Origin of the sequence: Curtobacterium sp. VKM Ac-1395, from assembly GCF_015350975.1 — a bacterium.
Taxonomy (GTDB): domain Bacteria; phylum Actinomycetota; class Actinomycetes; order Actinomycetales; family Microbacteriaceae; genus Curtobacterium.
Window position 1 is genome coordinate 370232 of the sequence record NZ_JADKRX010000004.1, and the last position, 12763, is coordinate 382994.

The window sequence follows — 12763 nt, forward strand, 5'->3', positions numbered from 1 at the left end:
CCCCCCCGCGCCTCAGAAGTACGTGATGCCGTGCGGCGTCCGCGGGGGCAGCAGCATCGCGCGGAGCCGGAGTGCGGCCTCGTCCGACGCCCGGAGCAGCCCGGCGGCGGCGAGCGTCACCGGGGACACCGAGCCGATCAGCAGCGCACCGAGGTCGGCCACGTCGAGCGCGACGTCGACACCGGCTCCGTCGACCTCGCTGAGGACGTCGGACGACAACCGCGTGACCGTGCCCGCGCCCGACACGACGTCGAGCCGGTACGTGCCCGTGGCGAAGCCCATCGCGTCGGACACCGCGAGCGTCACCGAGCCGTCGACCGCGTACGGCCGCGAGGACAGCGTCGCCGCGACGTCGAGCACGCGCAGCCAGACGTGGTCCTCCTCGTGGTCGACGTCGTACGCGCGGTTGTCGGCGAGCGCTGCCACGATCGGGTCGTCGAGCCGCGAGCGCTTGTACTGCACCACGTCGTTGAGGTCGATCGAGAGCAGGAACTCCCACATCGAGAGGTAGGCGGCGTCGTCCGTGTACACGAGGTCCACGACCTCGACGGTGGTCTGGCCGCCCGAGTCCTTGACCTTCCAGGTGACGTAGCCGTCGATCTCGTCGGTGCCCTCGGCCCGGTGCACGGCGCCGCGGACGTCCTTCGCCTTCTCGCCGTCGCCGGTCAGCGCACCGAAGACGATGGGCCACGTGCCGGAGTTGCGGACCATGGAGCCGGGCGTGCGCTCGTGGAAGCGGTCGAAGACGCCGCGTCCGACGCCGTCGGCCAGCCAGGCCAGCGGCACGACGCTCACGGTGCCCGAGGTCGGTGCCAGGAACGGCAGCGCCCGGTTCCGCCGGACGCTGACGGCCCGCTCGCGGATCGCGCTGCCGAAGCCGAAGCGCCGGTAGATCGTGCCCTCGGACGCGGTGAGCGAGGCGAGCGCGTAGCCCTGCTCGACACCGCGGGTCAGGGCGTGCGTCATCATGGCGCGGAGGATCCCGCGGCGACGCTCGGTCGGTCGGACCGTCACCCCGGTGATGGCCTGCGTGTCCACGCGTGCACCGTCGCCCCAGCTCAGCCCCTTGCGGAGCCAGGTGAACGTGCCGACGGGCCAGGTCTCGTCGACGGAGCCGGGGAAGGGCTCGCGGAGGTACACGCCGAGGAAGGTCTCTCCGTCCTCGACGAAGTTGGCCGCCATGCGCGCGGCGGACTCGGGCGACAGGGTGCCCTCGTGGAAGCCCATGCCCACGGCGTCCATCCACGGAGCGGTGCGGGCGTCGGGTGCCCCGTCGGCATCGGTGCCGGGGGTGAACTCGCGCAGGTCGAAGCGGTCGCTGAAGTCGTCGTTGATCGGTGCCACGCTCCGACCCTATCGGGGCGGTGTCCGGCGGACCGAGGGACCAGGGTCAGAGCGTGGCGACGACGAGCCACGCGACGAGCGAGAACCCCACGGCGCGCAGCACCGACGCCGCGACCGGCTGTCGGCGCCACGTCGCGACGAACTCGGCGACCGCCGCGGCGAGCGCCGTCAGCGTGACCACCACGACGATGCCCGGGAACGGGTGTCCGACGACCCCGGCGCCCACCTGGTGGAACGCCACGATGCCCCACGGCACGATCCCGACCGCCGACCCGAGCCCGAGTGCCACGTGGGACCCGTCGGTGGACCGCTCGTCGCGCTGCTGGACCACCGCGAACAGCACCCCGGCCGACGCCAGGGCGTAGACGCCGACCAGTGCACCGACGTCGCGGACGCCGTTGAGCTGCGCGATGACGAACAGGGTGATCGGCGTGGTCAGCAGCGGGTCGAGCGCACCTGCCCACCACGCAGGCGACGCGCCGGACGCCGACGGCAGCGCGCCGGACCGTGCTGGCAGCGCCCACGCCGCGGCCGACAGCGCGAGCACCACGACCGTCGCGACGCCGAGGTCCACGTGCGAGAGCGTCCGGGTCGGCAGGCCGTCGAGCGTGACCGTCACGGCCCGCACGGTGCGCTCGCCGAGCAGGACCACCAGCAGCGCGCCGACTGCCTGGACCGCCATCAGGATGCTGATCGTCCTGCTCCGTGCGCCCATGTCTCCAGAGCCTGCCAGGTGGAGCAGGTGAGAGCGCACGGAGTGACCTTGACCAGCACGCCGGACCCGAGGACGATCACCGCATGAGCCTCTTCATCACCTGTCCCGTCGAGAGCGTCGAGCGCGCGACGGCCTTCTACCGGGCCCTCGGCTGGACGCTCGACCCCGCGATGTCGGGCGAGCAGGCCTCGTGCTTCGCCATCGCGCCGGAGCAGTACGTCATGCTCACCAGCCGCGAGCTGTACGCCAGCGTCGGCGGGTCCGAGGAGCTCGTGGGCGGACCGGACACCCCGTCGAAGGTCACCGTCTCGTTCGACCTCGACAGCCGTCAGGCGGTCGACGACCTGGTCGAGCGCGCTGCAGCGGCCGGCGGGCGGGTCGGCGACACCGACGAGTACCCGTTCATGTACCAGCGCCAGTTCGACGACCCGGACGGCTACCACTGGTCGCCGTTCTGGATGCACCCGGAGCCGCCTGCGGCGCCCTGACCGCCCTGACCGCACGGACCACCGGACGGGAGGCCCGGTGCCAGCCCGCACCGAGCCTCCCGTCCGGTGGGTGGTCGCGACCGTGCGCCGTCACGGCATGCGCCGGGCGGCCTCCTGGGCGACGACCTGCTCGCGGTCCGGCATCTGCCGGAGCTGCTGCAGCGGCCGCGTCATGCGGGTGTTGCCCCGGAGCGCTGGCTCCGCCCGGTCGAGGAACGCCCAGTACCCGGCGGTGAACGGGCAGGCGTCCTCGCCCAGCCGTTCCGTCGGGTCGAACCGGCAGCCGCCGCAGTGGTCCGTCATCCTGTCGATGTAGCGCCCGCCGGCCGCGTACGGCTTCGTGGCGACGACCCCGCCGTCCGCGTGCTGCGACATCCCGATGATGTTCGCCGGCATCACCCAGTCGGTGCCGTCGACGAAGACGTCGGTGAACCACTCGGTCAGCTCCACGGGGTCCCAGCCCCGCTGGAGCGAGAAGTTCCCGAGGACCATCAGCCGCTGGATGTGGTGCAGCCAGCCGTGGTCCCTGGCGTCGTCGAGCGCGGTGGACAGGCAGACCGCGTCCACCTCGGACGAGTCGAGTTCGCGCCACCAGCGGGGGAGCGAGGACCCGTTCGACGGTCCGCCGTTCCGCGGCCGGTCCTTCCGCGGTCCGTCGTTCCGCGTCCCGAGTGCCGACGCATCGGCGCCGTACTCGTCCCCGAGCCACCAGTAGAGGTGCCAGACGTAGTCGCGCCAGCCCGCGATCTGTCGGACGAAGCCCTCGACACTGCCGATGGGGGCGCCGCCGTCCTCGTACGCGCGGACCGCTGCCGTGACCGCGTCGCGCGGGTCCAGCACGCCGAGGTTCAGCGGCACGCTCAGCAGCGAGTGCGCCATCGTCCGGTCGTTGGTCAGGACGGCGTCCTCGTACGGTCCGAAGTCGCCGAGCCGGACCTCGAGGAAGTCGTCGAGCGCTGCTCTGGCCTCGTCGGCGGTGACGGCGAAGCGGCGGCGGTCGTCGCGTCCGACGAACTGCACGACACCGTCGCGCTCCCACCGGTCGAGGTCCTCGCGCACCTCGGCGTCGATCGCGTCCTCCGTCGGCGACCACGGTCCGGGCAGCCCGAGGGTCGTCGCGCCGCGCGGCGGGGGCTGCCGGTTGTCGGCGTCGTGGCTGAAGACGCCGCCGACCGGGGCGGTGCCGTCCATCAACCAACCCTCGCGACGGCGCACCTGCTCGTAGAAGGCCTCCATCAGGAACCGCCCGCCGCGGCCGCGGGCCCAGGCGGCGAAGTCGTCCTCGGAGGTGACGAACCCGCGGCTCGGCAGGACCGTCACGCCGTGCTCCCGCACCTGCCAGCGGAGGGTCCGGGACGGCGGGTCCACGACCTCGAGGTCGTCCTGTCCGGCGAGCACATCCTCCAGTCGGAGGACCTGGACGTGGTCCGCCCGGTCGCCGAGCTCGCGCACCCGGTGTCGGAGGGCGCTCAACCACAGGTGTGCCTTGGCTCGGTGCACGGGGCGGGCGGTGAAGAACTCGCGGGCCTCGACGACGACCGCGGGGCCGCCGTCGTCGAACAGCGGGCCGTACTGGCCGGGGAGCACGAGACGGCGGCGTGGCGAGTCGGTCACCTCGCGGACGCTACGCGGTCCGCCCGCGTGCCGCTGGGCTGGCGGGTGCCCCGAGTGGTCAGGACACCCCGCGTGCGCGTCGTCGGGTGGCCGAGAACGGTCGGGCCGGTGGCTCCGGGCCGACGGTTCGCGGCCGTTCGCCGGACGTGCGCGGGGAGTCGTGACCGGTCGGGCGGGCGGTGTGTGGGGCTGGGAGGGGTGGGGCGGTCAGTCGGTGGCGCCTGCGGGTGGGTCGACCAGCAGCGCGACGCGGTCGGTCAGGTAGTCGACGAGGGGGACGGCAGCGCCGGAGGTCGGTGACCACCGGACGAACGGCTCGGCGCCGCGCACGAACAGCACCCCGTCGCCGTCGACCAGCGCGTCGTCGAGGGGGATCGGTGTCGCGCCGTGGTTCACCGTGTCGCCCGCGTCGAAGCGACCGCGGACGGCTGCCGCGCGGTAGGCACGACGGGTCTCGGCGGACACGGACACGAACTGCGCCCGCCCGGGGTCGGTGACGCGGGTGATGGTGCCCGTCGCCCAGACCCGGCCCCCGGTCTCCAGGGAGGACCCGATCAGCAGGGCCCCGACCCGCCAGACCCGACCGAGCGGGCGCATGGTCGGCTCGCGGCGGATGCCGAGCACCGCCTTCGGCCGGACGTACTCGCCGAGGGCCTCGTCCCGGACACCGGCGGTCCGCAGTCGTCGGGCGGCGTCGTCGAGCAGTGCCTGCGCCCGTGCCACACCGTCCGTCACGTCCCCAGAGCCTAGACGCGGGGGTCCGGCACGGGCCGCAGCGAGCAGGCGGGGTACGTGCGACTGGACCGGTACGCGGACGGGACGGCGTTCCATGAACGGGCAGCGTCGCCCGCTCCGGGGACGCCGACCCGACGACGAGGAACGTCCCAGTGCCCCACGCATTCGACCCCGAGCACCTCCGCCATGTCAGCCTCCGCGCCGTCGCCGACGCGGTCGGAGGCAGCGCCGTCGGAGCCACCGCGCCGGGGCGCGACGTCCTCGTCACGGGGATGACGGTCAGCACCGGGGACGCCCGGCCCGGCGTGCTCTTCGCGGCCCTGCCCGGACGCCACGGACACGGGGCGGACCACGTCGAGGCCGCCCGTCGAGCGGGTGCCGTCGCGGTCCTGACCGACGCCGCCGGGGAGCCGACCGCGACCGCGAGCGGACTGCCCGTCGTCGTGGTGCCCGACGTCCGGGGCGTCCTCGGTGCCGCTGCCCGCGCGGTGTACGGCACGGGCGACCTCGGTGCCCCGATGCTCGGGGTGACGGGCACGAACGGCAAGACCTCGACCGTGTACGTGCTCGACGCGCTCATGCGTCGGCTGGGGTGGCCCACCGCGCTCACGTCGACCGCGGAACGCCGGGTCCGGGACGACGCCGTCGCCGCGCGCCTGACCACCCCGGAGGCGCCGGAGCTGCACGCCTTCCTGGCCCGCGCCGCCGAGCAGGGCGTCCGGGGCATCGCGGTGGAGGCCAGTGCGCAGGGCCTCAGCCGCCACCGGCTCGACGGCGTGCGGTTCGACGTCGCCGGGTTCACGAACCTCAGCCACGACCACCTCGACGACTACGCGGACATGGACACGTACCTCCGGGCGAAGGCGGCACTGTTCACCCCGGAGCACGCGCGCCGTGGTGTGGTCTCGGTGGACAGCGCCGCGGGCCGGACGATCGTCCGCGACGCCGGCGTCCCCGTCGAGACGATCACCTCGCTGCCCGAGCAGGACGCGACCTGGCGGGTGGCCGTGCTCGACCAGCGCCTGGACGGCACGCGCTTCCGCCTGACCGGACCGGACGGCACGGACATCGTCACCGAGGTGCCGCTGCTCGGCCGGCACATGGCGGCGGACACCGGCCTCGCGATGGCGATGCTGATCCGCGCCGAGGTCGGTCCCGAGCGCCTCCGAGCCGCGGTGGGCGACCGGCTCGAGGTCGTCGTCCCCGGTCGGATGTCCGACGCCTCGGCACCGACCGGCCCGCGGGTGTTCGTCGACTTCGCCCACACGCCCGACGCCTTCGCGAAGAGCCTCGAGGCGGTCCGTGCCGTCGCCCCCGCGCGCGTGGCGATCGTCCTCGGCGCCGACGGCGACCGGGACCCGACCAAGCGACACGGCATGGGCGTCGTCGCGGCGACCGCGGCCGACGTCGTCGTGGTCGCCGACCACCACCCCCGCTTCGAGGACCCCGCCCCGATCCGCGCGGCGATCCTGGCTGGCGCGCGGTCAGTCGGGTCGGAGGCGCTCATCGTCGAGGAACCCGATCCGGCGACCGCGATCCGGACGGCGCTCGCCGCGATCGGTGACGACGGGGTCGTCTACTGGGCGGGACCGGGACTCACCGACTACCGGGACGTCCGCGCGGAGCACGTGCCGTACTCGTCGTTCGAGGACGCCCGCATGGCGCTCGCCGAGGCGGGTCACCCGGCGGAGGACACCGTCCCGTGCGGCTGACCCGTCCGCCGGTACCCGGCGACGTGCCGAGGACCTGGGCGGCGTGCGCGGCGACGACGACGCCGGGATTCCGAGACCGTGCCGGCGATGATCATCACCGCGCCGTAGGTGAGCAGCACCGCGGCGATCGTCGGGACGAGCCAGCTGCGGGACCCGTTGACGAGCTGGTTGACCCAGCCGATCCCGGGGACGCTGTACCAGACGACACCGCGCACCTGCGCGGGCACCACCGCTGCCGCGTCCGCGACGGCGTTGTTGTCGCCCTTGAGCACGAAGCTCCTGGATCCGTCCGACGCGGTCGCGATCGACACGACGCGGTGGCTGACGACCTCGGGCTGCCCCGACGCGATCTGGTAGGTCACGACGTCCCCCACGTGGATGTCGTCGACCGGGGTCGGTCGGACGACGAGCAGCGTGCCGGGGGGCAGCGTCGGCTCCATCGACTGCGTCAGGACGGTCAGCGGCGTGGACCCGGTGGCCTTCGGGACCACGATCACCACGAGGGCGACCCCGACGACCGCGAGCAGCAGCCCGGTGCTCAGGCCCAATGCGATCGCGTGCAGTGCGGCCCGCCAGCCGGTGCGCGGGCGCGGGGCCGGACGTCGGGTCGAGTCCGGACGTGGGGTCAGGGTCATGCGCCGCATCGGATCGCCGCTCCGTCGTTCTGCGTGAACAGGGTCACCGGTCCGCTGCCGGCGACCGTCGAGGTGGGTGCACCGGTGCTGTCGACCACCTTGACCACGACGGTCGAGGTGCCGGCGGGGATCGACGACGGGAAGTCTGACGGCGCGAGCTGGATCGAGCCGGAGTAGTCCTGCGACGTCTTCCCGACCATCGTGTCGCCGACGTAGGCCGCGTACCAGGTCTCGGTCGGACGCGACGACGCCGGCCAGGTCAGGTCGACGTAGTTGCCGTCGTGGTCGGTGCACGTCGTGGCGGGGGACGCGGTCGTCGCCGCGGAGGTGTTCAGGTAGAACCCGCCCGAGACCGGAGCGGAGACCCAGGACCCCCAGCTCGTCGTCAGGGTGACCCGGATGTTGGCCGTCGCCGGGGTCGGCGCGGACGCCCGCGGCGTGCTCCTGGTGCACCACACCACCTCGGTGTGGGCGGCGAGCGTCGTGGTCATGCTCGGCAGTGACGCCCAGGTGCCGGTGATCGACCCGCTGCCGACGGGCGCGCCGTCTGTGCAGTCCGCCGTCGTGGGGACCGGCCAGGCGACGACGTCGATGGCCTGCGCGAGCGCGAGCGAACTGTCACTCGTGACACTGACGGAGGTCGTCGTGGTGCCCCGCAGGTTCTCCGAGTTCATCAGCGTCAGGGGCTTGGTCAGCGAGGTGACCGTGCCGGAGAACGTCGTCGTGAGGTCCTGTGCACCCTTGATCCCGGCGGCGAGCTTGCCGATCGTCGTGCTCGACGTCGCCTTCGCGGACGCGGTCCACAGCGCCCACGCGGCACTCGAACCGCCGACGACCAGCGCCAGGCTCAGCATCGCGGCGAGGAGCACGCGGACCCGGCGGCTCACGGCGCGACCTGCGTCCCGGTCACGGTCATCGTGAAGTCGGTCACGGCGCCAGACACGCTCTGCGGTGCGTCCATCGACAGCAGGATCTCGATGCAGCCCATGCCGGAGGCGCCCGGGGGCAGGGTGTAGTACCCGCTGCCGGTGTCGAAGGTGGCGAGCGGACCGGTCGCGCCGGAGATGCCCGCGTGGCACTCGGCCGCCGAACCGACGGACGCGAGCCGCAGGGTCTGCGCGTCGAGGACGACGTCGTCGGTGGTGTCGGCGTAGGACACCTTCGTCGCGGTGATGGCCACGCGCATCGAGAGCGGGACCGTCCCCGTGTTCCGCACGGTGAACGTCCCCGTCGTGCTCGACCCCGGGCCGATCGCCGTCTGGTACATCGGCGACAGCGGGCTCACGGTCAGCGTCGCGGTACCCGAGCGCACGACCGAGGAATTCGTGTTCGCCGAGGCGTTCCACAGGGCGTAGGTCCCGCCGGTGCCGAGCACCGACGCGACCACGGCGACCGCCAGGGCGAGCGCGGTGGCCCACACCCAGCGGTGACGCGACGGCGCGCGGTGGCGACGTCGTGATGCGGTCGAACTGGTCATTTCCCGTCACCCCCCGGTGGACGTGGTCGTGGTGGTGGAACCGGCGCGGTCGACGGATCAGGGACCGACCGCGCCGGTGATCAGGAGCCGATCGCGGTCTGCGTCAGCGTGAACGCGAGCGCGCCGACGTTGACGGAGCCGTTCTGGCCCGTGGTGGCCGACGAGGGCAGCTCGATCGTGAAGACGACCTTCACGGCCGAGGTGCCGGCGGCGGGAGAGACCACGAAGGTGTTGGTCGAGGAGGTCGACTGCACGACCGACGCACTCGAGGACGTGACCGCGAGGGTCTTCGTCGTCGCGGCGATCAGGCCGGAGTCGCCCGTGATGCTCTGGTTCGCGTAGGTCAGGTTCGCCTTGAGGTCCTGGCCGGTCGCGGCGATGTTGAGGGTCTGCGTGAACTGGTACTTGTTGCCGGGCACCATGAGCACGGACGCGGGGTTGATCGTGGCGGAGCGGCCGTTCGTCAGGTCGGTCCACACGCCGTCGTTCGCAGCCGTGAGGGTCAGGGTGCCGGAGCTGATGGACGACGCGGCGCTGGAGGCGTTGGCGTTCCAGAGCGCGAAGCTGCCCGCCCCTCCGAGGAGGAGCGCGATGCCGGCGGCGCCGGCGAGGGCACCCGTGACGATCTTGTGCATGGTGGATCCGTTCCTGCGCTGGAGGGAGCGCTGAGGCCGCCGGCACGGTGGTTCGGGTTGCGTGCAGGCGGGACGGTGTCATCGACCCCGTGGTACGAGGGTCGCGGCTGACCGGTGCCGAGCGGGACCGCCGGGCTCCGGAGCTCAGGGCGGCTCGGGCGGGCTGGATTCCGTCTGACATCGACGCTACCGGTCCCCCAAAGTGCTGACAACAAAGATGATGCGTCTGAATGGACCCAAAACGGGGGTGATTTTCGTCCCCAGGAGTGCCGACGCGATCTGTACCCCGTTTCGACGGACATCCCGGAGGAATGCCCACCAGACCCATACGGTTGCATCGACCGGAATCGAGAAGGGGACCATGGGCATCGTGCGCTGGTTGTTCGACGCGCAGATCGTCATCGGGGACCAGACGGTGCTCTGGCGCGAGGTGATCGGCAACGTCTTCGGCCTGCTCAGCGCGCTCGGCGGGATGCGTCGACGCATCTGGGCCTGGCCTGTCGGCATCGTCGGCAACGCCCTGCTCTTCACGGTCTTCATGGGCGCGCTCTTCGACACCCCGAACCCCGTCAACCTGCTCGGGCAGGCCGGCCGCCAGGTGATGTTCATCATCGTCAGCGTCTACGGCTGGTACCGCTGGACGCACCGCCCTGCGGAGTCGGTCACCGTGATCGACCCGCGCTGGGCCTCCTGGCGGACGCGCGGGCTGCTCGTGGTCGCCCTGGTCGGTGGCACGGCGCTGCTCACGCCCGTCTTCCGCGCGCTCGGTTCCTACGAGCCCGTCTGGTCCGATGCCTGGATCTTCGTCGGGTCCCTGCTCGCGACGTACGGCATGGCGAAGGGCTGGGTCGAGTTCTGGTTGATCTGGGTCGCCGTCGACCTGGTCGGGGTGCCGCTGCTCTTCTCGGCCGGGTACTACGCCTCCGGGCTGATGTACGTCGTGTACGGCGTCTTCACCCTCACTGGGTTCTTCGTGTGGATGCGGCAGCGCACCCGTCCGTCCGCTGCCCCGGTCACCGTCGGCTGACCACCGCAGGGGGCATGATGACGACATGACCGAGGCAGCCGTCGTTACCGGGTGGCGCGTGTACCGCGCGCGCCGCACCGAGTTCCTCGACGCCGCGCGCGTCCGGCGGCGCACCCTCGTCTGCGGCCTCGTCGCGATGGTGCTCGGCACGGTCGGCGTCGTCGCGCAGCTGCTCTGGCAGGCCGTGCTGGAGGCGCCGCTCGCGCTGGCCCTCGTCGGGATCGTGGCGTTCGCCGCCGCCGTGGGCTGCCTCGCCGCCACCTTCCTGCGGACGGCGTCGACCCCGGCCACCCTCGAGCCCGCGGCCCTGACCGGCGACTGGCGACGCTCCGAGCGCATCGGTCAGCAGTTCGGCCCCCGAGCGCCGGCGATGCTCCCCGAGGACCGCGACGCGGTGCTGCGACGTGCCGAGGCGTCGGCGGGCGCTGGCGTCGTTGTGTTCGACCGGACGCGCTGGCTCCCCGTCGGGTGGCTCGTCGCATGGGTGGGCCTGCTCGTCGTCGGGCTCGCGTCCACCGACGAGCTGGTCCTCCTGCTCCTGCCGCCCGTGTTCGCGCTGCTCCAGTCGTCGACCGCGATCACCGCACTGCTCGGCCTGGGTCGCGCCGACGCCGCCCGCCGCCGTGCCGAGGTGATGCCCCGGTACGACCCACCGCCCGCCGCACCCACCAGGAACCGCGACCCCCGCGGCTCGAAGCTCGGCCTGCCCGAGGCCTGAGCGCGCGAGCACCCCCCGCACTGGGACACGACGGAGCCCCCACCTGTGCGATGGGATGTCCGAGTGCAGACACTCACCGAGGGACTCTCCGACGGGACGCTCGACGCCGAGCAGCCGTTGCCAGAACAGACCATCGCCGAGCGCCTCGTCCGTGCCGCGATCCGCGCCTACCGGCTGCACCCCTTCAACGACGTCGACGCCGCGGTCGTGGCGGACGTCGCCGGGCTCCCGCTCGACGCCGTCTCCCGCGCGTTCCCGACGTGGGACGCGCTGCTGCTCGTGACGTACGACCACTGGACGGCGATGCGCAGTTCGACCCGCCGCCGGACCCCCACCTGCACGGTCGAGCACGTCCGGCAGATGCTCGCCGAGGACGTCGCCGACCCGGGCCGCGTCCGGGTGCTCGCCGGCGTCATCAACATGGCCGGTGCCGGCACGAGCTTCGCCGACCTGTTCCGGAAGCGCTACCAGGACTACGTCGTCGGGCTCACCGTCGGCCTGCAGCGGGACGTCGACGCCGGCATCGAGTCGATCGTCATCGCGCCCGAGCGTGCCGCGACGCAGCTCCTCGCCGTCTACGAGGGCCTGCAGATCCAGATGCTCGTCCGTCCGCACCTCGACGCCCTGACGGAGTTCGAGCACGCCGTGCGGGCGCTCCGCGAAGGCTGGCGTCGGCGCCACGTGCCGGCGTGGGACCTCGGCTCCGTGCCGGCGAGGGACCTCGGCTCGGTGCCGACGTCCCCGATCCTCCTGGCCTGACCTCTAGTTTCTCCCCGAGAAAGCACTTGCGAAGTTGGCAAGTGCTTGCCAGACTGGTGGCAACGGGAGGGAACACCATGACCGACACCACCACCACCACCACCGGCGGCATCGACCCGACGGGCGCACGCGAGCTGCTCGACCGGGCGGACCGCATCAGTCGCCGCGCGCACGACGCCGTGCGCTGGCCGTACGTCACCTTCATCACGGCCCTCGGGGTCGCGACCTCGCTCGGCACGCTGGCGATGGGGCTCACGACGGGCACCGCGTTCGCCGCGGTCTACGTCGGCACGCTCGCGGCGCTCGTCGCGCTCGTGATCGGCTTCATGCTGGCGATCCGCGGCCGTTCGGCCTTCGCCAGCAGCCGGCGCTGGACCGTCTACATCGCCAGCTGGGCCGTGACCTACTGCGCCGCGATCGCGGTCGTCGGCTGGGTCCACGGCTCGGTGCTCTGGTCCGGCGTCACGTCCGGCCTGGTCCTCGTCGTCGCGCTCGTCTGCGCCGCGTGGGAGTCGCGATCGTGACGCTCGAGCAGGGCACCCACCCGCGGCACCGCCTCGACGACCTGCTGCAGAACGCCGTGCGGTTCTCGATCGTCGCCGCACTCGACCGCGCCGGGACGCTCGGCTTCCGCGAGGTCCGTGACGCCGTGGAGATCACCGACTCCGCCCTCAGCAAGCAGGTGGCAGCGCTCGAGGCCGCCGGCTACGTCGCCGTCGGCAAGGCGTTCGTCGGCAAGACCCCGCGGACCTCGTTGACGCTGACGCGCGACGGTCGCGCCGCCTGGCGCGGCCACCTGGACGCCCTGCGGCAGATCGCGGGCAGCGACCAGGAGCCGCCCGGTCACCACTGACGGACAGGAGGCCCGGTGCCAGCTGGCACCGGGCCTCCAGTCGGGCACCGG

General features: G+C 72.8%; 15 protein-coding genes. 7 read left to right on the forward strand and 8 right to left on the reverse strand.

All coding sequences use genetic code 11. The features are described from left to right. Positions 1–12: 12 nt before the first annotated feature. Positions 13–1344 (reverse strand): GNAT family N-acetyltransferase, encoded by a 1332-nt coding sequence (locus tag ITJ68_RS13365; protein WP_194661740.1) that lies wholly within the window; start codon positions 1342–1344, stop codon positions 13–15. Positions 1345–1390: 46 nt separating this feature from the next. Further along, the gene (locus ITJ68_RS13370; RefSeq protein WP_194661741.1) at positions 1391–2059 is read right to left on the reverse strand and encodes a hypothetical protein; all 669 of its coding nucleotides are present in this window, start codon (positions 2057–2059) and stop codon (positions 1391–1393) included. Positions 2060–2142: 83 nt separating this feature from the next. Between ITJ68_RS13370 and ITJ68_RS13375 the strand changes: the two genes are divergently transcribed. Next, positions 2143–2547, forward strand: coding sequence for a VOC family protein (locus ITJ68_RS13375; RefSeq protein ID WP_194661742.1), 405 nt, complete (start codon positions 2143–2145; stop codon positions 2545–2547). Positions 2548–2637: 90 nt separating this feature from the next. On the opposite strand, the gene ITJ68_RS13380 is transcribed toward ITJ68_RS13375, so the two are convergent. Together ITJ68_RS13380 and ITJ68_RS13385 are read right to left on the reverse strand one after the other, a co-directional pair. Next, the gene (locus ITJ68_RS13380) at positions 2638–4161 is read right to left on the reverse strand and encodes a cryptochrome/photolyase family protein (protein ID WP_323743320.1); all 1524 of its coding nucleotides are present in this window, start codon (positions 4159–4161) and stop codon (positions 2638–2640) included. Between the two features lie 207 nt (positions 4162–4368). Next, positions 4369–4896 carry a hypothetical protein gene (locus tag ITJ68_RS13385; protein WP_194661743.1) on the reverse strand — a complete coding sequence of 176 codons (528 nt, stop codon included), beginning with the start codon at positions 4894–4896 and terminating at the stop codon, positions 4369–4371. Between the two features lie 152 nt (positions 4897–5048). Here ITJ68_RS13385 and ITJ68_RS13390 point away from each other — a divergent pair, with 152 nt between their 5' ends. Further along, entirely contained in the window at positions 5049–6608 is a 1560-nt protein-coding gene (locus tag ITJ68_RS13390; RefSeq protein ID WP_323743321.1) for a UDP-N-acetylmuramyl-tripeptide synthetase, read from the forward strand. On the opposite strand, the gene ITJ68_RS13395 is transcribed toward ITJ68_RS13390, so the two are convergent. The 4 genes from ITJ68_RS13395 to ITJ68_RS13410 form a co-directional block, all read right to left on the reverse strand. Next, on the reverse strand, positions 6575–7243 hold the full coding sequence (locus ITJ68_RS13395; protein ID WP_194661744.1) for a signal peptidase I: 669 nt from the start codon (positions 7241–7243) through the stop codon (positions 6575–6577). The genes ITJ68_RS13390 and ITJ68_RS13395 overlap by 34 nt on opposite strands. After that, complete coding sequence (locus tag ITJ68_RS13400) at positions 7240–8130, reverse strand: hypothetical protein (protein WP_194661745.1); 891 nt, start codon at positions 8128–8130, stop codon at positions 7240–7242. The genes ITJ68_RS13395 and ITJ68_RS13400 overlap by 4 nt, the downstream gene beginning before the upstream one ends. Beyond that, on the reverse strand, positions 8127–8720 hold the full coding sequence (locus ITJ68_RS13405; protein ID WP_194661746.1) for a TasA family protein: 594 nt from the start codon (positions 8718–8720) through the stop codon (positions 8127–8129). Before ITJ68_RS13405 ends, ITJ68_RS13400 begins: the two co-directional genes overlap by 4 nt. Before the next feature lie 80 nt (positions 8721–8800). Then, positions 8801–9355, reverse strand: coding sequence for an alternate-type signal peptide domain-containing protein (locus ITJ68_RS13410; protein ID WP_194661747.1), 555 nt, complete (start codon positions 9353–9355; stop codon positions 8801–8803). Positions 9356–9716: 361 nt separating this feature from the next. Here ITJ68_RS13410 and pnuC point away from each other — a divergent pair, with 361 nt between their 5' ends. The 5 genes from pnuC to ITJ68_RS13435 all read left to right on the forward strand — a co-directional run bounded on the left by pnuC (position 9717) and on the right by ITJ68_RS13435 (position 12712). Next, the gene (gene pnuC / locus ITJ68_RS13415; RefSeq protein ID WP_194661748.1) at positions 9717–10382 is read left to right on the forward strand and encodes a nicotinamide riboside transporter PnuC; all 666 of its coding nucleotides are present in this window, start codon (positions 9717–9719) and stop codon (positions 10380–10382) included. A 25-nt stretch (positions 10383–10407) separates the two neighbouring features. Next, positions 10408–11100, forward strand: a complete 693-nt coding sequence (locus ITJ68_RS13420) for a hypothetical protein (RefSeq protein ID WP_194661749.1) — start codon at positions 10408–10410, stop codon at positions 11098–11100. Positions 11101–11163: 63 nt separating this feature from the next. Next, complete coding sequence (locus tag ITJ68_RS13425; RefSeq protein WP_194661750.1) at positions 11164–11859, forward strand: hypothetical protein; 696 nt, start codon at positions 11164–11166, stop codon at positions 11857–11859. A gap of 77 nt (positions 11860–11936) precedes the next feature. Next, the gene (locus tag ITJ68_RS13430; RefSeq protein ID WP_194661751.1) at positions 11937–12383 is read left to right on the forward strand and encodes a chemotaxis protein CheY; all 447 of its coding nucleotides are present in this window, start codon (positions 11937–11939) and stop codon (positions 12381–12383) included. After that, complete coding sequence (locus ITJ68_RS13435; protein WP_323743322.1) at positions 12365–12712, forward strand: transcriptional regulator; 348 nt, start codon at positions 12365–12367, stop codon at positions 12710–12712. Before ITJ68_RS13430 ends, ITJ68_RS13435 begins: the two co-directional genes overlap by 19 nt. The last annotated feature ends 51 nt before the right edge of the window (positions 12713–12763 follow it).